The organism is Variovorax sp. 20P10.2.4 (genome assembly GCF_058244205.1).
The window spans coordinates 1-22,829 of record NZ_JBZAYE010000052.1 but is presented as its reverse complement, the minus strand read 5'-3'; the positions used below and the strand labels follow the sequence as shown (position 1 = coordinate 22,829).

The 22,829-nt window shown below is 68.1% G+C and carries 24 protein-coding genes; 15 read left to right on the top strand and 9 right to left on the bottom strand.

Going from position 1 to position 22,829, the window contains the following annotated elements; genetic code table 11:
* On the top strand, positions 1-579 hold a 579-nt coding region (locus AC27VN_RS07920), incomplete at its 5' end, for an SDR family NAD(P)-dependent oxidoreductase (protein ID WP_490876174.1).
* Positions 580-582: 3 nt separating this feature from the next.
* Here the strand turns inward: AC27VN_RS07920 and AC27VN_RS07915 are convergent.
* Positions 583-990 (bottom strand): winged helix-turn-helix transcriptional regulator, encoded by a 408-nt coding sequence (locus AC27VN_RS07915; RefSeq protein WP_490876173.1) that lies wholly within the window; start codon positions 988-990, stop codon positions 583-585.
* A 56-nt stretch (positions 991-1,046) separates the two neighbouring features.
* On the opposite strand from AC27VN_RS07915, the gene AC27VN_RS07910 reads away from it, so the two are divergent.
* From AC27VN_RS07910 to AC27VN_RS07900, 3 genes are all read left to right on the top strand, one after another.
* A complete protein-coding gene (locus tag AC27VN_RS07910; RefSeq protein ID WP_208508603.1) occupies positions 1,047-1,433 on the top strand; it encodes a YybH family protein in 387 nt (128 codons plus the stop codon).
* 205 nt (positions 1,434-1,638) lie between these two features.
* On the top strand, positions 1,639-2,982 hold the full coding sequence (gene gdhA / locus AC27VN_RS07905; RefSeq protein ID WP_490876172.1) for an NADP-specific glutamate dehydrogenase: 1,344 nt from the start codon (positions 1,639-1,641) through the stop codon (positions 2,980-2,982).
* Between the two features lie 67 nt (positions 2,983-3,049).
* Positions 3,050-3,337: a type II toxin-antitoxin system Phd/YefM family antitoxin gene (locus AC27VN_RS07900; RefSeq protein WP_490876171.1), complete on the top strand. Its 288-nt coding sequence runs from the start codon at positions 3,050-3,052 to the stop codon at positions 3,335-3,337.
* 52 nt (positions 3,338-3,389) lie between these two features.
* On the opposite strand, the gene AC27VN_RS07895 is transcribed toward AC27VN_RS07900, so the two are convergent.
* The 3 genes from AC27VN_RS07895 to AC27VN_RS07885 all read right to left on the bottom strand — a co-directional run bounded on the left by AC27VN_RS07895 (position 3,390) and on the right by AC27VN_RS07885 (position 7,294).
* Positions 3,390-3,965 (bottom strand): dihydrofolate reductase family protein, encoded by a 576-nt coding sequence (locus AC27VN_RS07895; protein WP_490876170.1) that lies wholly within the window; start codon positions 3,963-3,965, stop codon positions 3,390-3,392.
* 236 nt (positions 3,966-4,201) lie between these two features.
* Positions 4,202-5,164 (bottom strand): Bug family tripartite tricarboxylate transporter substrate binding protein, encoded by a 963-nt coding sequence (locus AC27VN_RS07890; protein WP_093353138.1) that lies wholly within the window; start codon positions 5,162-5,164, stop codon positions 4,202-4,204.
* A gap of 27 nt (positions 5,165-5,191) precedes the next feature.
* Entirely contained in the window at positions 5,192-7,294 is a 2,103-nt protein-coding gene (locus AC27VN_RS07885) for a metallophosphoesterase (protein ID WP_490876169.1), read from the bottom strand.
* Positions 7,295-7,367: 73 nt separating this feature from the next.
* Here AC27VN_RS07885 and AC27VN_RS07880 point away from each other — a divergent pair, with 73 nt between their 5' ends.
* Entirely contained in the window at positions 7,368-8,207 is an 840-nt protein-coding gene (locus tag AC27VN_RS07880) for an IclR family transcriptional regulator (RefSeq protein WP_093353144.1), read from the top strand.
* Positions 8,208-8,297: 90 nt separating this feature from the next.
* Here the strand turns inward: AC27VN_RS07880 and AC27VN_RS07875 are convergent, their stop codons facing one another.
* A complete protein-coding gene (locus tag AC27VN_RS07875; protein WP_490876168.1) occupies positions 8,298-9,206 on the bottom strand; it encodes a LysR family transcriptional regulator in 909 nt (302 codons plus the stop codon).
* Positions 9,207-9,305: 99 nt separating this feature from the next.
* Here AC27VN_RS07875 and AC27VN_RS07870 point away from each other — a divergent pair, with 99 nt between their 5' ends.
* The gene (locus AC27VN_RS07870) at positions 9,306-10,472 is read left to right on the top strand and encodes a mandelate racemase/muconate lactonizing enzyme family protein (RefSeq protein WP_490876167.1); all 1,167 of its coding nucleotides are present in this window, start codon (positions 9,306-9,308) and stop codon (positions 10,470-10,472) included.
* A gap of 105 nt (positions 10,473-10,577) precedes the next feature.
* Positions 10,578-10,910 (top strand): hypothetical protein, encoded by a 333-nt coding sequence (locus AC27VN_RS07865; RefSeq protein WP_143129319.1) that lies wholly within the window; start codon positions 10,578-10,580, stop codon positions 10,908-10,910.
* Positions 10,911-10,919: 9 nt separating this feature from the next.
* On the opposite strand, the gene AC27VN_RS07860 is transcribed toward AC27VN_RS07865, so the two are convergent.
* On the bottom strand, positions 10,920-11,849 hold the full coding sequence (locus tag AC27VN_RS07860) for a LysR family transcriptional regulator (protein ID WP_093353152.1): 930 nt from the start codon (positions 11,847-11,849) through the stop codon (positions 10,920-10,922).
* A 99-nt stretch (positions 11,850-11,948) separates the two neighbouring features.
* On the opposite strand from AC27VN_RS07860, the gene AC27VN_RS07855 reads away from it, so the two are divergent.
* The 6 genes from AC27VN_RS07855 (at position 11,949) to AC27VN_RS07830 (ending at position 18,115) form a co-directional block, all read left to right on the top strand.
* The gene (locus AC27VN_RS07855) at positions 11,949-12,755 is read left to right on the top strand and encodes a hydroxypyruvate isomerase family protein (protein WP_490876166.1); all 807 of its coding nucleotides are present in this window, start codon (positions 11,949-11,951) and stop codon (positions 12,753-12,755) included.
* A 29-nt stretch (positions 12,756-12,784) separates the two neighbouring features.
* Positions 12,785-14,128, top strand: coding sequence for a Rieske 2Fe-2S domain-containing protein (locus tag AC27VN_RS07850; protein ID WP_490876165.1), 1,344 nt, complete (start codon positions 12,785-12,787; stop codon positions 14,126-14,128).
* A 50-nt stretch (positions 14,129-14,178) separates the two neighbouring features.
* Positions 14,179-15,165, top strand: a complete 987-nt coding sequence (locus AC27VN_RS07845) for a Bug family tripartite tricarboxylate transporter substrate binding protein (RefSeq protein ID WP_281081719.1) — start codon at positions 14,179-14,181, stop codon at positions 15,163-15,165.
* Positions 15,166-15,224: 59 nt separating this feature from the next.
* Positions 15,225-16,073, top strand: coding sequence for a fumarylacetoacetate hydrolase family protein (locus AC27VN_RS07840; RefSeq protein ID WP_203207833.1), 849 nt, complete (start codon positions 15,225-15,227; stop codon positions 16,071-16,073).
* On the top strand, positions 16,070-17,026 hold the full coding sequence (locus tag AC27VN_RS07835) for a PDR/VanB family oxidoreductase (RefSeq protein WP_490876164.1): 957 nt from the start codon (positions 16,070-16,072) through the stop codon (positions 17,024-17,026). Before AC27VN_RS07840 ends, AC27VN_RS07835 begins: the two co-directional genes overlap by 4 nt.
* A gap of 84 nt (positions 17,027-17,110) precedes the next feature.
* A complete protein-coding gene (locus tag AC27VN_RS07830; RefSeq protein WP_093353164.1) occupies positions 17,111-18,115 on the top strand; it encodes a LacI family DNA-binding transcriptional regulator in 1,005 nt (334 codons plus the stop codon).
* A 15-nt stretch (positions 18,116-18,130) separates the two neighbouring features.
* Here the strand turns inward: AC27VN_RS07830 and AC27VN_RS07825 are convergent, their stop codons facing one another.
* From AC27VN_RS07825 to gcvA, 3 genes are all read right to left on the bottom strand, one after another.
* Positions 18,131-19,111, bottom strand: a complete 981-nt coding sequence (locus AC27VN_RS07825) for a Bug family tripartite tricarboxylate transporter substrate binding protein (RefSeq protein WP_490876163.1) — start codon at positions 19,109-19,111, stop codon at positions 18,131-18,133.
* Positions 19,108-20,001, bottom strand: a complete 894-nt coding sequence (locus tag AC27VN_RS07820) for a TauD/TfdA dioxygenase family protein (RefSeq protein ID WP_093353170.1) — start codon at positions 19,999-20,001, stop codon at positions 19,108-19,110. Before AC27VN_RS07820 ends, AC27VN_RS07825 begins: the two co-directional genes overlap by 4 nt.
* Positions 20,002-20,107: 106 nt before the next feature.
* On the bottom strand, positions 20,108-21,004 hold the full coding sequence (gcvA, locus tag AC27VN_RS07815) for a transcriptional regulator GcvA (RefSeq protein ID WP_093353172.1): 897 nt from the start codon (positions 21,002-21,004) through the stop codon (positions 20,108-20,110).
* A gap of 99 nt (positions 21,005-21,103) precedes the next feature.
* Between gcvA and AC27VN_RS07810 the strand changes: the two genes are divergently transcribed.
* Positions 21,104-22,090, top strand: coding sequence for a Bug family tripartite tricarboxylate transporter substrate binding protein (locus AC27VN_RS07810; protein ID WP_490876162.1), 987 nt, complete (start codon positions 21,104-21,106; stop codon positions 22,088-22,090).
* A gap of 41 nt (positions 22,091-22,131) precedes the next feature.
* A partial coding sequence (locus tag AC27VN_RS07805) for an aconitase family protein (protein ID WP_490876161.1) occupies positions 22,132-22,829 on the top strand: 698 nt, incomplete at its 3' end.

Here is a 22,829-nt window from a genome sequence, read left to right as displayed (position 1 = left end):
GGCGGGCGCGCGTCCGCGTTCCAGGCCGACGTCACCGACGAGGCCGCGGCGAACGCGGCCGTGGCCGCCATCGCCGAGGCCTACGGCCACATCGACATCCTCGTGCATGCGGCCGGCACCTTCGTCGCGGCGCCGGTGGGCGAGCTCACGCGCGCCATGTTCGTCGAGCAGATGGACACCCATGCCTGGAGCACCATCGTGCTGACGCAGGCCGTGCTGCCGCACATCCCGAAGGCGGGCGGCGCCATCGTCAACGTGTCGACCGACCTGGTCCACATCCCCGGCGGCGGCACCGCGCTGTACTCCGCGGCCAAGGGCGCGGTCGAGGTGCTGACCAAGGGCTTCGCGATGGAGCTCGGCGCGCGCAACATCCGCGTCAACGCGGTGGCACCCGCCATCACGCGCACCGACATGACCTCCGGAATCCCGGCCGATCACCTGCGCGAGGAGACCGCGCTCACGCCGCTGGGCCGGCTGGCCGAGCCCGAGGACATCGCCGACGTGGTGGCGTTCCTCGCGTCGAACGATGCGCGCTGGGTGACGGGGCGCACGGTGCTGACGGACGGCGGGCGGATCTAGGCTTCAGCGCTCCAGCAGCAATTGGTCGAGCCTGGGCGACTGCGTGCGGTCCAGCGAGGCCGACCAAGCTTCGAGTTGGTCGAGCACTTGCTTGAGGCGCTGTCCCGCCTCGCTGAGGCCGTACAGCGCATGCGCACCGCCCGCCTCGTCGTCATGCCGCTGCACCAGCCGCGCCGCCGCGAGTTCGGCGAGCCGCTCGCCGAGCACCTTGGCGGACACGCCCGGCAGCCGGCGCGCGAGCTCGCCATGCCGCAGCGGCGCCGCGGCCAGGTGCCAGAGGATCAGCGCGCTCCAGCGATGGCCCAGCAGCGCGAGCCAGTGCTCGACCGGGCATTCGGCGGGCAGGCGCGGCTGCGGTGGCGTCGGGGCGCGGGCGCCGTGGATCTCTTCGACGACGGGTGCGGTTTCCATTTGGTAAGTCTCGCCGGGCAATGCTCGAATGATGCCCGTCATCGAGGAGCATCGACATGCCTGCCGTCACCCATCCCGCCGAACTCAACCCGCGCTTCGCCGCGCTCTACAACGCGCGCGACCTGGCGGGCCTGCTGTCGCTCTACGAGCAGGACGCCGCGCATCACAACGCGCAGACCGCCGCGACCGACCATGGCCTCGCGGCCATCGAGGCTTCGCTGCGGGCGCTGCTCGCGCTCGGCGGCACCATGACCTCGGTCAACAACTTCTGCGTGGTCAGCGGCGAGCTCGCGCTGCTGCGCGCGGACTGGACCCTTCGCGCGGCGGACGGCGACGTGATCGCGCAGGGCAGCTCGGCCGAGATCGCGCGGCGGCAGGACGACGGGGGCTGGAAGAGCGTGATCGATCACGCGGTCGGCGCGAGCCTGGCGCGCGTGGCCTGAGTCGGCAGCACCGCGCATCCTTGCTCGCTCCAGCTTCGCCGCCAGCGGATGTCCATCCGCTGGCGGCGAATTCGCTTTCAATCCAAGTTGGTGCTAATTCGAACCTTATCCCTACGATTTTCATTACTTTGGTGCATAACCTTGAGCCATTCGTGCATGAGAATGCACGATTTTGGTCAGAACGCACCTTTTTGGAGATAGAGGAATGAAGCACGCCAGCGCCCAAGACTTCCTGGCCCATGTGGCCCAGCGCAATCCCGGGCAGCCCGAATACCTGCAGGCCGTGACGGAGGTCATCCAGAGCCTGTGGCCCTTCATCGCACAGCATCCGCGCTACCAGACGCAGGCCCTGCTGGAGCGGCTGGTGGAGCCCGAGCGCGTGATCACCTTCCGCGTCTGCTGGACCAACGACCACGGCGACGTGCAGGTCAACCGCGGCTACCGCATCCAGCACAGCCTGGCCATCGGCCCGTACAAGGGCGGCCTGCGTTTCCATCCGTCCGTGAACCTGTCGATCCTGAAGTTCCTGGCCTTCGAGCAGACCTTCAAGAATGCGCTGACCACGCTGCCGATGGGCGGCGGCAAGGGTGGCTCCGACTTCGATCCCAAGGGCCGCAGCCAGGGCGAGGTCATGCGTTTCTGCCAGGCCTTCGCCACCGAGCTGTTCCGCCACGTGGGCGCCTATACCGACGTGCCCGCGGGCGACATCGGCGTGGGCGGCCGCGAGGTGGGCTACCTCACCGGCATGGTCAAGAAGCTCACCAACCGCGCCGACTGCGTGTTCACCGGCAAGGGCCTCTCGTTCGGCGGCTCGCTGATCCGTCCCGAGGCCACGGGCTACGGCAACGTCTATTTCGCGCAGGAGATGCTGCAGACGCGCGGGCGCAGCTTCGAGGGCCTGCGCGTGTCGGTCTCGGGCGCGGGCAACGTCGCCCAGTACACGATCGAGAAGGCCATGGCGCTCGGGGCCAAGGTGATCACGGTGTCCGACTCCAGCGGCACCGTGGTCGACGAGTCGGGCTTCACCGCCGAGAAGCTCGCGGTGCTGATGGACGTGAAGAACCACCACTACGGCCGCGTGAGCGACTACGCCGAGCGCGTCGGCGCGAAGTTCGTTGCCGGTGCCACGCCGTGGCATGTGCCGGTGGACGTGGCGCTGCCCAGCGCGACCCAGAACGAGCTCGACGTCGAGGATGCGAAGACGCTGGTGAAGAACGGCGTGGTCTGCGTGGCCGAGGGCGCGAACATGCCGTCCACCATCGAGGCGGTCAAGGTGTTCGAGGCGGCCGACGTGCTGTATGCGCCGGGCAAGGCCAGCAATGCCGGCGGCGTCGCCACCTCGGGCCTGGAGATGAGCCAGAACGCCGCGCGCCTGTCATGGCCGCGCGAGGAGGTCGATGCGCGCCTGCTGCAGATCATGCGCAGCATCCACGAGGCCTGCCTGGCCCACGGGCGCTGCGAGGACGGCCGCGTGAGCTATGTCGACGGGGCGAACGTGGCGGGCTTCGTCAAGGTGGCGGATGCGATGCTGGCGCAGGGTGTGGTTTGAGAGACGGGGTTGAGAAACTTCATTCAGTTCAGAATGGATCCTTCGTGTTCGCGGAAGGGCCACTCCGATGAAGTTCTCGACCCGAGTCAAACCTATCAGTTATCTCAGGGGCCATGCGGCGGATATCGTCAAGGACATCTCCGAAAGCCGCGAACCACTGCTGATCACGCAAAACGGGGAAGCGAAACTCGTGGTGATGGATGTCCGCAGCTATGAGGAACGCGAAGAGACGATCGCGTTGCTGAAGCTCCTGGCATTGGGACATCGCGAGATCGAGCAAGGGCGGTTTCGCGATGCCGACGAAGTGTTCGCTGATCTGGCTGGAGACAACCAAGGACAAGGCCTCTTTTCGTGAGCTCTCGAAGTTTGGCCGTCCTTGTCGATCAGAACGCCGCGCCGCTTGACCATCAAGTCTTCAAAGCACCAGCGAACCTGTAGCTGCCGAGCACCAGCCCCGACGGCGTCGTCTTGCTGCCCACCAGCTCGAAGGCCCGTGCCGGCAAGCCCTGCGCGAAAAGGCGCTTGCCGGTGCCCAGCAGCACCGGATAGACGATCAGCATCATCTCGTCGACCAGCCCGTGCTCGAGCAGCGTCGATGTCAGCGTGGAGCTGCCCCAGAGCACGAGGTCCGGGCCGGCGCTCGACTTGAGGCGACCAACACTCTCGGCGATGTCCGGACCGAGGCCTTCGAACGGGCCCCATGCCAGGCTTTCGGGGCGATGGGTCACGACGTACTTGGTCGCCGCATTCAGGCCGTCCGCCATCGGCCCGCCCGGAGCCTTGGGCCAGAAGCCAGACCACAGGTCGTAGGTGCGGCGGCCCAGCAGCAGGTCGAAGCGTTCGCCGTGCGCGGCGAGAACTTCGTCGCGGCCCTCGGGCGTGCGGTAGGGCGCGGTCCAGTCGCCGTGCGGGAAGCCGTCCTCGCTGGAGGACTGGATCACGCCGTCGAGCGATACGTGTTCCATGATCTTGAGCTTTCTCATGCGGGTCTCCGTCCTGTGTGTTGGAGGTTCGGATCTGCCGTGTCGCCTTGGATTCGCGCGTGTTGTGGATGGTAGGTCACTCCGGCGGGCTGTGACCAATGCCGCCCTTGGCGCCGCGAGCGCGCATCGTTGGGGGCTGTACCTGCGAGACGAGAACAGGGGAAGTCGTTCGCACCATGGCGAGTGCGATGGGGCTTGGCGGCCGAATCCATCCGGTATCGACGCCGTCGCGTCCGTCACTGCGAGGCAGTGACGCCGGTGTCCTTGACGATCTGCTCGTATTTCTTCATCTCGGTGTCGATGAATGAACGAAACGCGCCGCCCTGCATGGGTGTCGGGGTCAGTCCCTGGTCTTCGAGGCCTTTCACCATGGCCGGGTCCGCCAACTCCTGCATCACATCCGCCGCGATGGAGTTCGCGAGCGCGGAGGGCATCGCCTTCGGGCCGAACACGCCGAACCAGTTGGTGAGCTGAAGATTCGGCATGCCCAGTTCGGTGGTGGTCGGTACATCCGGCAGCAGCTTCTCTCTTGCCGGTCCCGCGACCGCCAAGGGCTTGAGCCTGCCTGCACGGATTTGCTGCAGCAACGGTGGCGTTGTCGCCCAGAACAGATCGATCTGCCCGCCGATCAGGTCGGCGACGGCAAGCCCCGTTCCTCGATAGGGCACGTGGGTGAGCTGCATGCCGGTCTGGCGTGCAAGCAGTTCGCCGGCGATGTGCTGTTGGCCACCGGTCCCCGGCGATCCGTACGAGATCGACTGGCCGCTCCCCTTGCGCGCAATCAGTTCCTTCATGCTGCCGATCGGCGATTTGGGGCCGGCGGCGAGCACGAGGGGCGCCGAGGCGATCAGCGCGATGGGCGTAAGGTCCGTGATGGGGTCGTAGCGCATGTTCTTGAACACGAGCTTGTTCATCGAGACCTCGGGCGTGTAGCCCAGCAGCAAGGTGTAGCCATCGGGCTTCGCGCGCGAGACGGCCTCCGCGCCGATCATGCCGCTCGCACCGGTCCTGTTTTCCACCACCACCTGCTGACCCCATCTGGCGCTCAGCCGGGCGCCCAGCAGCCGCGCGATGATGTCTGTCGAACCACCTGGTGCGTAGGCCACAACCAACTTGACAGGGTTGTCGGGGAACGCAGCCGTGGAAGCCGCAGAAAGCGTTGCGACGAACACGCCGCAGACAAGAGACTTGATGGACATGGCAGCGCTCCAGGCAGGATGGAAGAACTAGGACAGGCGGATCAGGAGGACTTGCGTTTCCTTCGGCAGGTCGCGGTCCGATAGACGGGCGCGCAACGCGGCGACAGGTTCCTGGCCGATACAGGTGGTGCCTTCGACCAGGTCGTATGCCACCTTCGGCGCATGGGCATCGAGGTACTCCGCCGTGGCCCCAGGGTCTTCGCACAGCAGGACGTAGCGGTCGGGGCCGGCGCTGAACTGCAGCGAGCCCGGGCGGGCTGTTGCCGCATCCGTCAGCGCGAAGGATTCGAAATCCGAGAACAATGCCGCGAGCATCGCGAAGGCCTGCGCGGCAGGGCGCGGATTGAAGCGCCTGTCGATGAACGCGTGGCGCGGAAAGTAGCCCCGGTCCACGTCCATGAAGGTGTCGAAGACATAGCGGATGGACGGCGAAAGCTTCGAGAGAATCATCGACTGCGCCACCTTTGCCACATTGCCACGGTCGTCGGTGCGCGCGATCGCCAGGCTCCTTCCAGACAGCTTGAGCGATACCAGCACCTGACATCGCGTGCGCTCGACGAACCGGTTCAAGGCACGGACGTTCGCGGCAAGATCCTGCTCGGCCTCGAGCCGCACGGTGATGCCGTCGAACTCTCCGGCCAGGCGACCCGCTGCCAGCCGCTCGGCATGCGCGTCGAGTTCGTCGAGCGAAAAGCCGGCGTGGACGAAATGACTGAAGTGCTTGCCGTCGTAGTGCGAGCCGTCGTAGGTCAGGATCTTGGACAGATAGAGCTTTCGTCCGGTGGCCTCGCGAAATGCGCGCCACTCGTCCTTGCGGCGCGAGAAGTTGTCGAGCGTGATGTTGACTTCGAAGGCGTCGACGCCGCAGCCTTCGACATCGGCTTCGGCCAGCGCATCGGTTTTCGGGAGCTTCAACGTGGAAACGATGTAGCGGTGGCCCAGCTTCGCCATGAGCCGCATGCGTTCCCGCGATTCCGGCTCCGCCAGGTCGAGATCCGGCACCTTTGCCAGGCGTGCGCCCATTTCCCAGAGCGCGAGCAGGGGATAGTCGTTGCGCGCCCATTTGCGGCCGAACTCCTGCACCCCGCCGGTGGCCGTGATCTGCATCGACTCGGCCCATGGATGTCGCAGCTCGACGCCCACGCCATCGAAGGTCGAGGTCTTTGGATGTGCCAGGTAGCGCATGGGCATCCGTGCGGCGGGTGCGCCGAGGGCCGACTGCCGGCCCATGGTGCGGACCGAGTAAGCCACGTGGCCCGTCTCGAAGACATCGACGACAAAGTAGCCGAACTTTTCCACATCGCCCCGGCCGAACTCGTAACCCGGCGACACCTTGTAGAACTCGGTGAAATCGTGCCGCAGGAATGCGGTCGAGGGCAGCATGTAGAACTCGGCGTTACCGGTCCTGTCGTACCAGAAGTTGTGGACGTGCCCTGCGAACACGCCTTCGACATGCGGCCGCTTCATCTGCGCCAACAGCCAGCTCCGGGCCGGTTCGTCCACGTTGTCGTAGTTGCCGCGTTCGTCCTCCTTGTAGATGAACGGGGGGTAGTGCATGAACAGGAACACCCGCTTGTCGTCCGCACCATCCATCTGCGCCTCGAACCACTGCTTCTGCGCCTGCTCCTGAGGCAGGCCCGAATTCAGCAACAGCGAGTTCAAGAAGACGAAGCGAAGGTTCTCGCGGTCGAAGGCGTGGTAGTCGGCTCCGAAGGCGCCACGGTAGATGTCGAGATAGTCGCCGCACACCTGGTCGGCGGGCATCCAGTCGACGCGCTTGTCGCCAACGTCGTGATTGCCCGGTACCAGATGCAAGGGCACCTTGAGGGGGGAGGCGATGGCCTTGAATTGCGCGACCGCATCGCCGAACGTCGGCAGCGAGGGCACGGGATGGACGATGTCGCCCAAGTGGACGACGAAGGCTGGTGCCGGCGACATGGCCGCGATGTCCTGAAACACGTGGCGCGCGCGCTCGTTGGCCAGTTGGTTCGTGTGATACGGGGAACTGGAAGCGTCGTCGCGTTCGTTCACATGGGTATCCGCAACGACGGCGAAGGAGAACAGCAACGAGCCGTGGTCCTTGAGCGCTGGCCGTGTGATCATTTTTCCTGCCTTTCGTTTGAGTTCCACATAGTTGAACGATATGTGTTTTAAGACCATTTAATGGAACAAAATTATGAAAACGTGTCGATAAAATGTCAACATGGCTTCTCAACAACCCGCCAGGCGGGATCTCCCCGGTCCGGAATTCCTCGGCGACGAAGCGTTGGCCAACCATCCGCAGTTCGCTTCGACGCTGGCTTCGGGGTTGGCGGTGCTTGGCTGCTTTGCGGGGGGGGCGCTGACCCTCGGCAACAAGGACATCGCTGACAAGTTGGGACTGACGCGCCCCACCGTCTCGCGGCTCGCCTTCACGCTCATGGGGTTGGGGTACCTGCGAAAGGACTCGCAGACAGGCAAGTACTCGCTCGGGCCTGCGGTGCTGTCGCTGGGCTATCCGCTGCTGTCGCAGTTGATGATCCGGCGGGTGGCCGCGCCCGAGATGCTGGAGCTCGCGCGCTATGTGCGAGGTCCTGTGTCCGTGGGGACACGGGATCGCCTACAGGTCGTCTACGTCGAAACTGTTCAAGGGTTGGACACCAACTCGACCCGTCCCGATATCGGCTCCACGCGTCCGATCTTGCGCACGGCGATGGGCAGGGCGCTGCTCTTCGCGCTCGATCCGCAAGAACGCGCCTTGGTACTGAAGCGGCTCGAGGAATCGCAGCCTGAAGACTGGACTGCGTTCTCGCAAGCGGCGGCGCAGGCCCAGGAGCAAATCGCCGCGCGAGACTTCTGCGTGGTGTCGGGCGACTGGCAACCCACGCTCGCTGCGGTGGGAGTTCCGATGCGCATGCCCGTCAATGGAATGGCACTGGCCTTCAACCTGACCGTGCCGTCCTACTCCACGGATATCGACCAGCTCGAAAGGAGCTTGGGCCCCCGCCTGGTGGATCTGGTCCGCAGCGTCGAGTCCAAGCTCGGATCGCTCGAGGCGCGGTAGCTGTCCGGTTGCGAGCCGTCAGAAGCGCCACGAAATTCGAAGAGGAATTCCCGGAGGCCATGCTCCCATGGCGATAGGTCCGGTGAAATGTCAGGGTCGAGCGTGGCGATGCGCCGCCTTCCAGAACGCCTCGACCGTCGTGCCCATCGGCTCGCGCCCGCGGTACAGCCGCACCTGCAGCGGCACGACCCATTCCTCGCCACCGGCCGGCACCAGCGTCCCCGCCGCGATGTCCTCGTCGACCAATGTCCTCGGCAGCCACGCAATGCCGCGCCCATCGAGCGCCATGGTCCGCAACACCGAGGCCAGGTGCGCGGTGAACACCACCTTCGGCGCCAGCGCATCGAGCCGGCGGCCCAGCACGACCTGCGCGATCCGTCCCAGCCCCGATTCCTGGCTGTAGGCAAGCAGCGGCACGGGCGCGGTGGCGCTCTTGCCCAGCACGTGCCGCGCGCGGCCCCTGGCACCGCGCGCGCTGACCGGCACCAGCGCGTCGGCGCCGATCTGCGTCGACAGCGCGTCCGAGCCATCGAGCGAGTTCGCGGCCTCGGGATGCGCATGGCTCAGCACGAACTGCACCTTGCCCTGCGACAGCAGCAGTTCGCAGCGCGGCAGCAGGTCGGACATGAGCTGCACCGGGCCCAGCGCCACGCGCGACTCGAGGGTGCGCAGCCAGCGCGGCAGGAAGGTGAAGGAGAGCGCGTGCGTGGCGGCGAGCCGCAGGGTCGCGGCATCGGCTTCGTTGACGGCGCGCGCATCGGCCGGAATGCGGTCGACGCGCGCACGCAGCTCGCGCGCGACCGTGCCGAACCATTCGCCCGCGGGCGTGAGCGTGGCGGGCTGGCCGCTGCGGTCGAACAGCTCGGTGCCCAGCCATTCCTCGAGTGCGCGCACGCGGCGGCTGAAGGCCGGCTGGGTCAGGTGGCGCTCCTCGGCCGCGCGCGAGAAGTTGCCCGTTTCGGCCAGCACCAGGAAGTCGTCGAGCCAGAGGAAATTCATGGCGGTGCTTTCAAGGCATCGAAGTCTAGAAAAAGGGCATTGGCCGGATCGGCGCCGCGCGGCCACCATCGGGTCTTCCTCAGCTCCTGGAGACCTCCCGTGAAGATCGTCGAGATCCGCGAACAGACCATCCCGATCAGTTCGCCCATCCGCAATGCGTACATCGACTTTAGCAAGATGACCCTGAGTCTCGTGGCGGTGATCACCGACGTGGTCCGCGACGGCAAGCCGGTGGTCGGCTACGGCTTCAACTCCAACGGCCGCTACGGCCAGGGCACGCTGATGCGCGAGCGCTTCATTCCGCGCATTCTCGAAGCGCAGCCCGACACGCTGCTCGACGCGAGCGGCCGCAACCTCGATCCGCACAAGGTGTGGGACACGATGTTCAAGAACGAGAAGCCCGGCGGCCACGGCGAGCGCTCGGTCGCCATCGGCACCATCGACATGGCGGTGTGGGACGCGGTGGCGAAGATCGAGGGCAAGCCGCTGTTCCAGCTGCTGGCCGAGCGCTACGGCAACGGCACGCCGAACCCGAAGGTCTTCGTCTATGCGGCCGGCGGCTACTACTACCCGGGCCAGGACCACGGCAAGCTCAAGGACGAGATGCGCAGCTACATCGACCGCGGCTACACGGTGGTCAAGAAGAAGATCGGCGGCGACTCGCTCGACGAGGACCTGCGCCGCATCGACTCGATCCTCGGCGTGCTGCAGGACGGCCAGAAGCTCTGCGTGGATGCGAACGGCCGCTTCGACCTCGACACGGCGATCGCCTATGCCAAGGCGCTGTCGCAGTACGACCTGTTCTGGTACGAGGAAGCCGGCGATCCGCTCGACTTCGAACTGCAGGCCACGCTGCGCAACTACTACGCCAACCCGATGGCCACGGGCGAGAACCTGTTCTCGATGCAGGACGCGCGCAACCTGATCCGCCACGGCGGCATGCGGCCCGACCGCGACTGGCTGCAGTTCGACTGCGCGCTCAGCTACGGCCTGGTCGAGTACCTGCGCACGCTCGACATGCTCAAGCAGCACGGCTGGTCCGCGAGCCGCTGCATCCCGCACGGCGGCCACCAGATGTCGCTCAACATCGCGGCCGGCCTGGGGCTCGGCGGCAACGAGTCCTACCCCGACCTGTTCCAGCCCTTCGGCGGCTTCCCCGACGGCGTGAAGGTGGAGAACGGCCACGTCACGCTGCCGCCGCTGTCGGGCATCGGCTTCGAGGGCAAGGCCGACCTGTACGCGCGGATGCGTGCGCTGTCGGACTGAAGTGGCGATCGAGCGCGCGGCCCGTGCGTCCGCTATATTCCGCCGGCCCATCGCGGCCGGCGGGACAGGACGCCGTCCCCCTGCGCAACCCCTCAGGAGATCGAAGTGCATCCAAAGTTTTGCGGCCTCGTGGCCATCGTCGTGGCGCTGTCGGGCTGCAGCCTGTGGCCGAAGTCCGGCCCGTCCAAGGATGCGCCTAAGGCCGCGGCACCGAGCGAGACCTACCACTCGGACCGGCCCAAGTCCTTCACCAACACCGCGGGCGTGTCGGTGCCCGAGAACCTGATGCTGCTGTGCCAGTACCGCGTGGGCAAGACACTGGCGGAACAGGACGAGAAGAACCGGCAGTCGACCACGCCGCAGCGGCTCGAGTACGGCACGGGCGCGAGCGCGCCGCTGAAAGCTTGTTTGTCGGCCTACGGTTACCTGGAGCGCTGAGCGCGGGACTCATCCCGCGCCAGGGCGCAGCTCGGCCGGTGCATCCGACAGCTCGCCGACCAGGAAGTCCCTGAAGCTTTCGGCCGCCGGCGACAGTGCGCGGGCCCGCGCGCAGAACAGCGACAGGTGGCGATCCACCGTCGGTGAGGTCAGCGGCCGCGACACCAGGCCGAAGGATTCGAGCATCGGCAGCACGCGGCTGGGCTGGGCCGTGATGCCGAAGCCGCCGCGCACCATGCCGAGCGCGGTGGTGATGAACGACACCTCGTGCGCCGGATGCAGCGCCAGCGCATCCGAGTGCTTGAACAGATCGGCCTGCAGCCGGTTCGTGAAGTCGGGCGTGAGGCTCACGAACGGATGCTGCAGCGCCTGTGCCCAGCTCACGCGGGCGCGCGCGGCCAGCGCATGGTCGCCCGGGCACACCAGCCGGATGCGATCGCGCATCAGGCTTTGCTGCAGCAATTCGGGCGGCGTCGGGCGCTGCGGCGCGATGCAGAGGTCGGCCTCGCCGCTCACGACCCGCGCGGTGGCCTGCTGGTTCAGCGAATCGAGCACGTAGACCGCGATCGCCGGATACCGGCGGCGGTAGCGATGGATCATTTCGGGCAGCGTCGTCGCCGCATAGAGCGGCGTGCAGGCGATGCGCACCGTGCCGCGCTTCTTCTGCTCGAGGTCCTGCGTGCTCTCGAGCGCGCGCGAGAGATCGTCGAGCACCTGCCGCGCGAGAGGATAGAACTCGCTGCCCGCCAGCGCGAGGGCGGTCGACCGCGTCGTGCGGTCGAACAGCCGCACCCCCACGTTGCGTTCGAGATCGCGGATCAAGAGGCTCAGCGCCGAAGGCGTGAGATGGAGCCGGCGCGCCGCCGCGGCAAAGCTGCCGGCATCGGCGATGGCGACGAAGGCGCGCAACTGGCGCAGGGACACGTTTCCGATATTCATAAGACAAGCTCAACAGGGCCTAAAAAAGTCTAGCTTGTCTTAGCAATACCCGCTACCTACGATGCCCTTCATCCGAGACCAACACGAAGCGATTCCACGATGCTGCGATTCGATCCCAACCTGCGGTGGCTGTTCACCGAATACCCGATGCTCGAGCGTTACGAGGCGGCCGCCAGGGCCGGCTTCCGCGGCGTGGAAGTGGCGTTTCCCTACGAGTACCCGGCGCGCGAGATCGCGGCCCGGCTCGAGGCCAACGGGCTTGCGCTGGTGCAGATCCTCTCGCCCTTCGACTGGGACGCCGGCGAGCGCGGCTACGCGGCGCTGCCGGGACTCGAGGCGCGCTTCCGGCAGAGCATCCACACCGCGATCGACTATGCGGCGCAGGTGGGCGGTCCGATGATCCACGTGATGCCCGGCAACATCGGGCCGGACATGGACCGCGCCCGCTGCATGGACCTGTTCCAGGAGAACATCGCCTGGGCCGCCGACCAGGCCCGCGCGAGCGGGCTCACGCTGATCCTCGAGCCCTGCTGCCGCGCGCGCTTTCCCGACTTCCTCTATCACCGCATCGAGGAGGGCGTGGCGGTGGTCGAGGCGCTGGGCCGCGGCAACGTGAAGCTGTGCTTCGACACCTTCCACATCCAGACGGAGCAAGGTGCCATCGCCGAACGCCTGAAGGCCGCATGGCCTCACGTCGGGCACATCCAGGTCGGCAGCGTGCCGGGCCGCAACGAACCGGGCACCGGCGAGATCCGTTTCCCCTACCTGTTCGAACTGATCGAGCAGATGGGTTGGGAGGGATGGATCGGCTGCGAGTACGCGCCTTCGGGCCACACGCTCGACACGCTGCAATGGGCCGCCGATCACGGCATCCGCGATCCGCGCACGGCAGCGGCCGCGCACTGAACAACACCACCCACGAGGAGACGACCGCGATGCTCAGCGCCGCCGACAACGACATGCTCACCCGCACCGGGGCCCAGACACCGATGGGCCAGTTCTTCCGCCGCTTCTGGCAGCCCGTGGCGCTGTCGCGCGAACTGCCGGAGCGCGACGGCGCGCCGATGCGCGTGAACATCATGGGCGAGAGGCTGGTGGCCTTCCGCAACAGCGAGGGCGTGGTCGGACTGGTCGACGCGCGCTGCCCGCACCGCGGCGCAGACCTGTACTTCGGGCGCAACGAGAACTGCGCGATCCGCTGCGTGTTCCATGGCTGGCAGTTCGACCTGCAGGGGCGCCCGGTGGAGCTGCCCAACGTGCCGCCCGGTGCGAGCTACCACCAGACGCTGCGGCTCAAGGCCTACCCGACGCGCGAGCACGGCGGCGTGGTCTGGGCCTACATGGGACCCGATCCCTGGGAGCGCGAACTGCCCGAGCTGCCGCAGCTCGAGTTCGCGGCGTTGCCGGAGTCGCACCGCTACGTCACCAAGAAGCTGCAGGAATGCAATTGGGCGCAATCGATCGAGGGCGCGCTCGACACCTCGCACTTCTCGTTCCTGCACATGCCGGCGCCGGGCGTGCCATCGAACGCGAACCCCGATGCGCCGGCCGACGAGAAGCGCCTGCGCTGGATCCGCGAGGACCCGCTGCCGCTGTTCTCGATCCTCGAGCACGAGGTCGGCTTCGTAGTGGGCGGCGCGCGCCGCGCCGACGATGGCGTGCGCTACTGGCGCAGCGCGCAGTTCGCGCTGCCCTCGCACAGCACCACGCCCTCCACGCTGCCCGGCGAGACCCACTTCGGCTACACCTGGGTGCCGATCGACGACGAGAACTGCTGGATCTACACCTATGCGTGGAACCCGGATCGTCCGCTCGGCGAGGAGGAGGTCGCGAAGTTCAAGGAAGGCCACGGCGTGATCGCGGAGGTGGATGCGGACTTCATCCCGATCCGCAACCGCTCCAACGAATACCTGATCGACCGCGTCCACCAGAAGCACATCAGCTTCACCGGCGTGCGCGGCGTGGCCGAGCAGGACGCGATGATCCAGGACAGCCAGGGCCGCATCGCGGATCGCACGCAGGAGCACCTCTCGGCCTCCGATGCCGCCGTGGTGCGCTTTCGCCGCACCGTGCTCACGGGCGCGAAGGCACTGGCGCGCGGTATCGAGCCCGAGGCGCCGCTGCGGCACGCGGCCTACCGGCTGCGCTCGGGAAGCTGGTTCGCTTCCGAGGGCGTGTCCTTCGAGCAGGTGATGCTCGAGCGCTTCGGCGACACCGTCGGCCGCATCTCGGCGGCGCCGGGCGCATCGAGCGCCGAGGAGGCCACCAGCGCTCGCTAGCTTTTTTCCGCTTCCCCGTTCCCGACAAGAAATCCTGGAGACAAGACACGATGAACCCGATGAAGAAGTTCCGCTGGCCCGCCGCGCTGGCGCTCGCGGCCTGTGCGCTGGTCGGTGCCGCCACCGTCCATGCGAGCACCTACCCGTCCAAACCCATCAAGCTGATCATTCCCTACGCGGTCGGCGGCTCGACCGACCAGACGGGGCGGCTCATGGCCAAGTCGCTGTCCGAACGGCTCGGGCAGGCCGTGGTGGTCGAGAACCGCGCGGGCGCCGGCGGCACCCTGGGCCAGGACTTCGTGGCCAAGGCGTCGGCCGATGGCTACACGCTGCTGTTCAGCGCCGCGGGTCCGCTCACGGTGACGCCGCACACCTATGCGAAGCTGAGCTACGACCCGGTCAAGTCCTTCGAGCCGATCGCGCTGGTGGCCACGCAACCGCTGCTGCTGGCCGTGAAGCCGGGCCTCAAGGCCGACAGCGTGGCCGAGTTGATCGCGCAGGCCAAGGCCAACCCCGGCAAGCTGTCGTACGGATCCTTCGGCAACGGCAGTGCCGCGCACCTGGCCGGGGAGTACTTCAAGACGCTGACCGGCGTGGACATGGTGCACGTGCCCTACAAGGGCAGCGGGCCCGCGTTGGTCGACCTGGTGGCGGGGCAGATCGACCTGATGTTCGACGTCTTCAGCACCTCGGCGCCGCTGGTCAAGGCCGGCAAGCTGCGCGCGCTCGCGATCACTTCCACCGAGCGCTCGCCGCAGTTCCCGCAGGTGCCGACCATGCAGCAGGCCGGGGTCGCGGGCTTCGAGGCCGGCACCTGGTTCGGGCTGCTGGCGCCGGCCGGCACGCCGCGGCCCGTCATCGACAAGCTCTCGGCCGCGGTCAACGCGGCGCTCGGCGAGAAGGAGCTGCAGGAGACGCTGGCCTCGCAGGGCGCGAGCGTGCGCGGCGGCACGCCCGAGCAGTTCAGGAGCTACTTCCTCGCCGAGTACGACAAGTGGGGGCGCATCGTGAAGTCGGCCGGCGTCACGGCCGACTGAGCGCGACCCTTCTTCCGTTTTTCTTCCACCCGCCCCTCGTCAGGGGGCCGCTTTCCGTCATGAAACTTCTGAGCTATTCCCACCAGGGACGGGCGCGCTGGGGCGCGCTCGTCGATGAACGCATCGTCGACCTGCAGGCCGCGTCGCAGGGGCGCTGCCCCACGCTGCGCAGCGCGCTCGCCCAACTGGACCTGCCCGCGATCGAGGCCTTGGCCAGGAGCGCCGTCCCCGACGTCGCGCTCGGCGAGGTGACGCTGCTGCCGGTCGTGCCCGACGCGCCGCGCATCTTCTGCATCGGCCTCAACTACGAGGAGCACCGCGTCGAGGCGCGACGCGAGAAGACCGGCCAGCCGACCGTGTTCCTGCGCGTGGCGTCCTCCCAGGTCGGCCACGGCCAGCCGATCGTGCTGCCGCGCGAATCCACCTGCCTCGACTACGAGGGCGAGATCGCGATCGTCATCGGCCGCGGCGGCCGGCGCATCCGCGAGCAGGATGCCTGGGCGCACGTGGCCGGCTATGCGCCCTACAACGATGCTTCGGTGCGCGACTGGCAGGCCCACACCACGCAGTGGACGCCGGGCAAGAACTTTCCCGCCACGGGCGGCTTCGGGCCCTGGATGGTCACGCGCGGCGAGATCGCCGATGGCCAGGAACTGGGTCTGGCCACGCGGCTCAACGGCGAAGTGGTGCAGCAGGCGACGACCGCGCAGCTGATCTTCCCGATGCCCACCCTGATTGCCTACATCTCGACCTTCACCGCGCTCGAGCCGGGCGACGTGATCGTGACCGGCACGCCCGGCGGCGTGGGTTTCAAGCGCCAGCCGCCGCTGTACCTGCGCGCGGGCGACGTGGTGGAGATCGAGGTGGAGGGCGTGGGCATCCTGTCGAACGCCGTGCAAGCCGAATGACCGACACGCGGCCGATCGAGGCGCGCATCGCTGCGCGCGCGAGCGTGGCGCCGGACATCTGCGCGCTCGAGATCGAGGCGTGCGACGGCACGCCGCTGCCGGCCTTCGATGCCGGCGCGCACATCGACGTGCATGTCGATGGCTTCGTGCGGCAGTACTCGCTGCTCGGCGCGCCGTGCGCGGCGCCCGCGCGCTATCGCATCGCGGTGCTGAAGACCGCCGCCTCGCGCGGCGGCTCCGAAGCGGTGCACGCCCGGCTGCACGCGGGCAGCGCGCTGCGGATCTCGGGACCAAGGAACCTGTTCCCGCTGCAGTCGCAAAGCCCATGGTCGCTGCTCGTCGCGGGCGGCATCGGCATCACGCCGCTGCTGAGCATGGCGGCGGCACTGCAGGCGGCCGGCGCGCCATTCGAGCTGCACTACTGCGCGCGCTCGCGCGGCGCCATGGCTTTCGTCGACGAGCTGCTGCGCTCGCCGTTCGCGCACGCAGTGCACTTGCATCCGGACGACGAGGCGGCTTTCGATGCCGCGCGGGTGCTGGCCGGCCGGCCCGCCGACGCGCGACTCTATGTCTGCGGCCCGCAGGGCTTCATGGACCATGTGCTGCGCACCGCGAAGGCCGCGGGCTGGGACGAGCGCAGGTTGCACCACGAGTCCTTCCAGCCCGTGGCGGCGGCCCCAGGCGATCGCGGCTTCGAACTGGTCGCGGCGCGCAGCGGCAGGCGCATCGCCGTCGCGGCCAACGAGACGGCGCTGCAGGCACTGCGGCGCGAAGGCATCGAGATCGCATCGTCCTGCGAACAAGGGGTCTGCGGAAGCTGCCTCACACCGGTGCTCGAGGGCCGGGTCGAGCACCGCGATGCCTTTCTCACGGCGCAGGAACAGGCGCTGCACGACCAGTTCCTGCCGTGCTGTTCGCGCGCGCTCGGCGAGGTGTTGACGCTCGATCTCTGAGGCCGTTGCGGGGCCCGGCTTCGAGGGGCGGCGCGTCGGCACGCCATCCTAGAATCGCCGCATGGCATCTCCAGCGGCTTCTTCATGATCGGTTCCGGCGGCAAGCCCACCAGCAGGGACGTCGCGCGGCTCGCGGGGGTGTCGCAGGCGACGGTGTCGCGCGTGCTGCAGAACTCGCCGCTGGTGCAGCCGGCCACGCGCCAGGCGGTGCTCGATGCGATCGCGCAATCGGGCTACGCGCCCAACGCGGCCGCGCGCTGGATGCGCACCAAGCGCACCGGCATCATCGCGCTGGTGGTCGCCAACCTCGCGGTCAATCCGCTCTATCCGGCGATGCTGCAACTGCTCTCGGCCGCGCTGCGCAAGCGCGGCCTCTCGGCCTCGGTCTACGAGGAAGAAGACTTCAGCGACGCGACCATGCGCGTGATGGTCGAGAGCGGCGTGGACGGCGTTATCACCACCACGGCCACCGAGGCCTCGCTGCCGCTGCTCGAGCGCATCGCCCAGAAAGTGCCGCTGGTGCTGCTGCACCGCACCGTGGGCTCCGATGCCTTCGACCAGTTCTCGAGCGACAACCGCGCGAGCGGTGCCTCGACCGCGGGCTTCTTTGTGGACCACGGGCGCACGCGGATCGGCCTGATCTCGGGCCACGACCTGCCGAGCACCTTGCGCGAGCGCGAGCAGGGCTTCGTCGAGGAGCTCGCGCGACGCGGTGTCGCGCTGAGCCCGGGCGCGGTGGCGCGGGTGCCGAAGTTCTCCTATGCCGCGGGCCAGGATGCGGCGCGCGCGATCCTGCAGTCGGGCCGCGTCGATGCGATCTTCGGCGTCAACGACATCGTGGCGATCGGCGCGCTCGACGGCGTGCGCTCGCAGGGGCTCGCGGTGCCGCGCGACGTCTGGGTCGTGGGCCACGACGACGTGCCGATGGCCGCCTGGGACAGCATCGCGCTCACGACGGTCTCGCAGTCGCGCGAGGCGATGGTGGAGGCCGCCGTCGCGCGGCTGTGCGCGCGGCTCGACAACCAGCAGATGGAGCCGGCGCGCGTGGTGCTCCCGCACGCGTTCATCGTGCGGGGCACGGCCGGCTGATCAAGGCCTCACATCTCAGTCGAGGGTGATGTTGTTCTCGTGGGCCACCTTGCCCCACTTCGCGACCTCGTTCTTCAGGTAGCTCGCGAACTCCTCGGGCGTCGAGCCGACGATGTCGGCGCCCATCGACGTGAGCTTGGCGGCCGTCTCCGGCTGCTTGAGGATCTTCACGATCTCCGTGTTGAGCCGCGCGACGATCTCGGGTGGCAGGTTGGCCGGACCCATCACGCCGCCCCACGAGTTGGCCTCGAAGTTCAGGATGCCGCCTTCGGCTACCGTGGGCACGGAGCTCAGCGCCGACGAGCGCTTGGCGCCGGTCACCGCGATCGGCTTGAGCAGCCCGCTCTTGATCTGCGACATGCCGCCGATCACGGTCGGGAAGATCACGCTCACGTTGCCCGCGATGGTGTCCTGCAGGCCGGGCGCATCGCCCTTGTAGGGCACGTGGACCATCTTGAAGCTCGCCATCGACTTCATCATCTCGCCCGCGAGATGGTTGGCCGATCCGTTGCCGGCCGAGGCATAGGTCAGCTTGTCGGGGTGCGCCTTGGCATAGGCGATCAGCTCCTTCATCGAGTTCACCGGCATCGTGGGCTGCACCAGCACCACCAGCGGCACCACCGAGGTCAGCGTGATCGGCGTGAAGTCCTTGATCGCGTCGTAGGGCAGCTTGCGGTAGACGGCCGGATTGATCGCGTTGGGCCCGAGGTTCGCCATCAGCAGCGTGTAGCCGTCGGGTGCCGCCTTGGCCACGTACTCGAGCGCGATCAGGCCGTTGGCACCGGGCCGGTTCTCGACCACGAAGGCCTGGCCCAGCGCCTCGGTGAGCTTCACGCTGAGCAGGCGCGCGGTCACGTCGGAGGCACCGCCGGGCGGGTAGGGCACGACGAAGCGCACGGGCTGCTTCGATGGCCAGGCCTGGGCCAGCGCGGCGGCCGACACCACGAGCGAGGCCACGCACAGGCCCGCGGCGCGCCACAGGGAACGGGCCTTCATGCGGCCACCGTCGCGGTCGAGGCAGCGGGCAGCGGCAGGTCCAGCGTCGTGGTGCGCCGCAGCTCGCGCCGGTACTTCTTGTCGTCGAAGGGCCGCGCGCGGTGCATGGTGGTGCGGTTGTCCCAGATCACGAAGTCGTGCACCCGCCATTCGTGGCGGTAGATGAACTGCGGCTGCGTCGCGTGCTCGCTGAGGTCGCGCAGGATCAGCCGGCCCTCGGGCACGGCCATGTCGACGATGTGCGAGGCATGCGAGGCGAGGTAGAGCGAGCGCCGCCCGGTGCGCGGCAGGGTGCGCGCCAGCGGATGCACCGCGCCCTTGAGCCGCTGCTTCTCTTCCTCGGAGAACTCGAAGCCCATGATCTGGCGCGAGTAGGCGATCGAATGGAAGACCTGCAGCCCTTCGATGGCGGCCTTCGTCGCGTCGTCGAGCGCGTCGTAGGCGGCGCGCATGTCGGCGAACTCGGTGTCGGCCCGCACGGGCGGCACCACGCGCGCCGACAGCATCGAGTAGCGGCCGGGCGGGTTCTCGAACGAGGCGTCGGTGTGCCACAGCCGGTTGCTGATGGTGCTCATGCGCAGGCGGTGGTCGGCCGGCAGGATCTGGCCGTCGGCGCCGACGTTGGAGATGTCGGTCAGGGCCTCGTTGCCGAAGCGGTTCTTGGCGAGCACGGCGACCGAGGTCTTGCTGTGCAGCGTGCCGTCGAAGCGCTCGGCGAAGGCGAGCTGCTCCTCGTTCTCGAGCGGCTGGTCGCGAAAGACCAGCACCGCGTGCTCGTCCATGCCGGCGCGCAGCTGCGCGAGCGTGTCGGGGTCGGTCAGGGTGCGCAGGCTGATGCCGGTCACCTCGGCGCCCAGCACCGAAGGGAGTTTCTGGATGTGCAGTGTCATGGTGGAGTCGTCTTTGGGTACGTATTCATGAATACGTAGTCATTTTTGGCGGCATGACCGCGATGGCGCATCGGGGAAAGCCCGCGGCCCGGCCGAAACCCCGGGTTCAGCCTTCGGCGGCCGCCACTTCCTCGGCCATCCAGTGCTCGAAGTCGCGCACCCGCTGCGGCACCGGCCGGTCGGCGCGCCAGGCCATGAAGTAGCCGCCCTCGGTCGGCAGCCGCAGCGCGAGCGGCGCCACCAGCCGGCCGCTCGCGAGGTCGTCGCGCACGAAGGCCAGCAGGCCCATCATCACGCCCAGCCCCTCGGCCGCGGCCTGGTAGGCCATGGCGGCGTTCTCGAACTTGAGGCCGCGATGGATGTCGAGACCGCTCAGCCCCGCGGCCTCGAGCCAGGCCGGCCAGTCCTGCGGCCGGTTCAGCGAGCTCAGCAGCGCGTGCTGCGCGAGGTCGGCCGGCTGCGCCAGCGGCGGATCGCGTTGCAGCAGCGCCGGCGCGCACACCGGCAGCAGCGTCTCGCGGAACAGCAGCCGATAGCCCGGGCCCTCGGGCGGGCTGGGCTCGGAATGGATGCTCACGTCCACGTCGTCGCGCTCGAAATCGGTCGGCTTGTGCGAGGTGGTGATCTGCACGTCGATGCGCGGATGCTTGGCATGGAAGCGCGCCAGCCGCGGAATCAGCCAGCGGATCGCGAAGGTGGGCGGCAGCTTGATGCGCAGCAGCCACTCGTCGGGGCTCTGCTGCAGCTGCCGCGTGCCGAGCTCGATCTGGTCGAAGGCCACCCGCATGCTCGCGTGGTAGCTCTGGCCCGCGGGCGTGAGCCGGATGCCATGGCGGCCGCGCTCGAACAGCTGCACCTCAAGCCAGGCCTCGAGCGTGGCGATGTGGCGGCTCACCGCGCCCTGGGTCACGCAGAGCTCGTGCGCGGCGCGCGTGAAGTTGCCGCAGCGCGCGGCGGCCTCGAAGGCGCGCAGGGCATTGAGCGGCGGCAGGCGGCGTGTCATGGGGTCTGACTTTAGCTCATGCCTGCATGCGTTAATTGTGATTGCGGCGCCTTCCTCTGCAGGCCTAGGATTCGGCCACTACAAGACAGGAGACGCGCAATGATGAAGAAACTGCATGCCTGCACGATGGCCGTGGTGCTGTTCGCGGGCTTCGGCCCCGCGCTGGCGCCGGCCCAGGACGCGGCCGCCAACTACCCCAGCCAGCCGATCAAGCTCATGGTGCCCTGGCCCGCGGGCGGCGGCGTCGACACCACGGCACGCATCGTGTCCGACATGCTGGGCCACCGGCTTGGCCATCCCTTCGTGATCGACAACCGCGCGGGCGCCGGCGGCAACATCGGCACCGAGCTCGCGGCGCGGCAGAAGCCCGATGGCTACAACCTGCTGATGTCCTCGATCAGCCCGAACGCGGTCAACGCCAGCCTCTACAGCAAGCTCGGTTTCGATCCGGTCAAGGACTTCGAGCCGGTGATCTACGTGTCGGCGGTGCCGAACATCCTGGTGGTGCCCGGCGACTCGCCGTTCAAGACCGCCAAGGACGTGATCGACGCCGCGCGCGCCAACCCCGGCAAGCTCAACTACGCCTCGGGCGGCATCGGTTCATCGCAGCACCTGGCGGCGGTGCAGTTCGCCAGCGCGGCCAAGATCGACATCGTGCACGTGCCCTACAAGGGCACGGCGCCGGCCGAGGCCGACCTCGCGGCGGGCCATGTCTCGCTGATGCTCGACACCACCACCTGCCTGCCCTTCGTCGCCAGCGGCAAGATGCGCGCGCTCGCGGTGGCCTCGAAGAAGCGCAATCCCGCGCTGCCCGACGTGCCCACTTTCGACGAGGTGGGGCTGTCGGGCGTCTATGCCTCCTCGTGGTACGGCCTGTCGGCGCCGGCCGGCACGCCCAAGGCCATCATCGCCAAGCTCAATGCCGAGGCCAACGCGGTGCTCAAGTCGCCCGAGTTCCAGAAGCGCATGCTGGCCTTCGGCGCCGAGGTCGGCGGCGGCACGCCCGAGGAGTACGGCCGCTTCATGGCCAGCGAGACCAAGCGCTATGCCGAGATCGTGCGCATCTCGGGCGTGAAGCTCGATTGAACGCCGGCCCTTTCCCTTCTTCCCACGCTCCCGACGATCCCATGTCCGCTTCCCCCGCTCCCCGCACCCTGTTCGACAAGATCTGGGAGCCGCATGTCGTGATGCAGCGCGACGACGGCCAGAGCCTGCTGTACGTCGACCGCCACCTGGTGCAGGACGGCTCCGCGCCGGCCTTCGAGATGCTGCGCCAGCGGCAGCTGCCGGTGCGCCGGCCCGAGCGCGCCTTCGCTACGCCCGACCACTACGTGCCCACCGGCTCGCGCGAGCTGGCCGACATCGCCGATGCCGAGAAGCGCGCGATGGCGCAGGCGCTGCACGACGACAGCGCGGCCGCGGGCATCCGCTTCTTCGGCCTCGACGACATCCGCCAGGGCATCGTGCACGTGGTCGGCCCCGAGCAGGGCCTGAGCCTGCCGGGCAGCGTGATCGTCTGCGGCGACAGTCACACGGCCACGCACGGCGCGCTCGGCGCGCTGGCCTTCGGCATCGGCGCCTCGGAAGTGGCGCACGTGCTGGCCACGCAGACGCTGTGGCAGCGCAGGCCGCGCACGCTGCGCGTGACCATCGACGGCCGGCTCGGCGAAGGCGTGTCGGCCAAGGACATCATCCTGGCCGTGATCGCGCGCATCGGCGCCGCCGGCGGCACCGGCCACGTGATCGAGTACGCGGGCGAGGCGATCCGCGCGCTCTCGATGGCGGGCCGCATGACGGTGTGCAACATGTCGATCGAGGCCGGCGC

Bases quoted from the DNA above. Each gene is read 5' to 3' on its own strand.
- gdhA (WP_490876172.1), top strand. From the start codon at position 1,639: ATGAAGCACGCCAGCGCCCAAGACTTCCTGGCCCATGTGGCCCAGCGC.
- AC27VN_RS07890 (WP_093353138.1), bottom strand. From the start codon at position 5,164: ATGTCCATCAAGTCTCTTGTCTGCGGCGTGTTCGTCGCAACGCTTTCT.
- AC27VN_RS07820 (WP_093353170.1), bottom strand. From the start codon at position 20,001: ATGACACTGCACATCCAGAAACTCCCTTCGGTGCTGGGCGCCGAGGTG.
- AC27VN_RS07825 (WP_490876163.1), bottom strand. From the start codon at position 19,111: ATGAAGGCCCGTTCCCTGTGGCGCGCCGCGGGCCTGTGCGTGGCCTCG.
- AC27VN_RS07895 (WP_490876170.1), bottom strand. From the start codon at position 3,965: ATGAGAAAGCTCAAGATCATGGAACACGTATCGCTCGACGGCGTGATC.
- AC27VN_RS07860 (WP_093353152.1), bottom strand. From the start codon at position 11,849: ATGAATATCGGAAACGTGTCCCTGCGCCAGTTGCGCGCCTTCGTCGCC.
- AC27VN_RS07855 (WP_490876166.1), top strand. From the start codon at position 11,949: ATGCTGCGATTCGATCCCAACCTGCGGTGGCTGTTCACCGAATACCCG.
- AC27VN_RS07835 (WP_490876164.1), top strand. From the start codon at position 16,070: ATGACCGACACGCGGCCGATCGAGGCGCGCATCGCTGCGCGCGCGAGC.
- AC27VN_RS07910 (WP_208508603.1), top strand. From the start codon at position 1,047: ATGCCTGCCGTCACCCATCCCGCCGAACTCAACCCGCGCTTCGCCGCG.
- AC27VN_RS07845 (WP_281081719.1), top strand. From the start codon at position 14,179: ATGAACCCGATGAAGAAGTTCCGCTGGCCCGCCGCGCTGGCGCTCGCG.
- AC27VN_RS07900 (WP_490876171.1), top strand. From the start codon at position 3,050: ATGAAGTTCTCGACCCGAGTCAAACCTATCAGTTATCTCAGGGGCCAT.
- AC27VN_RS07830 (WP_093353164.1), top strand. From the start codon at position 17,111: ATGATCGGTTCCGGCGGCAAGCCCACCAGCAGGGACGTCGCGCGGCTC.
- AC27VN_RS07840 (WP_203207833.1), top strand. From the start codon at position 15,225: ATGAAACTTCTGAGCTATTCCCACCAGGGACGGGCGCGCTGGGGCGCG.
- gcvA (WP_093353172.1), bottom strand. From the start codon at position 21,004: ATGACACGCCGCCTGCCGCCGCTCAATGCCCTGCGCGCCTTCGAGGCC.
- AC27VN_RS07880 (WP_093353144.1), top strand. From the start codon at position 7,368: ATGGCTTCTCAACAACCCGCCAGGCGGGATCTCCCCGGTCCGGAATTC.
- AC27VN_RS07850 (WP_490876165.1), top strand. From the start codon at position 12,785: ATGCTCAGCGCCGCCGACAACGACATGCTCACCCGCACCGGGGCCCAG.
- AC27VN_RS07810 (WP_490876162.1), top strand. From the start codon at position 21,104: ATGATGAAGAAACTGCATGCCTGCACGATGGCCGTGGTGCTGTTCGCG.
- AC27VN_RS07915 (WP_490876173.1), bottom strand. From the start codon at position 990: ATGGAAACCGCACCCGTCGTCGAAGAGATCCACGGCGCCCGCGCCCCG.
- AC27VN_RS07875 (WP_490876168.1), bottom strand. From the start codon at position 9,206: ATGAATTTCCTCTGGCTCGACGACTTCCTGGTGCTGGCCGAAACGGGC.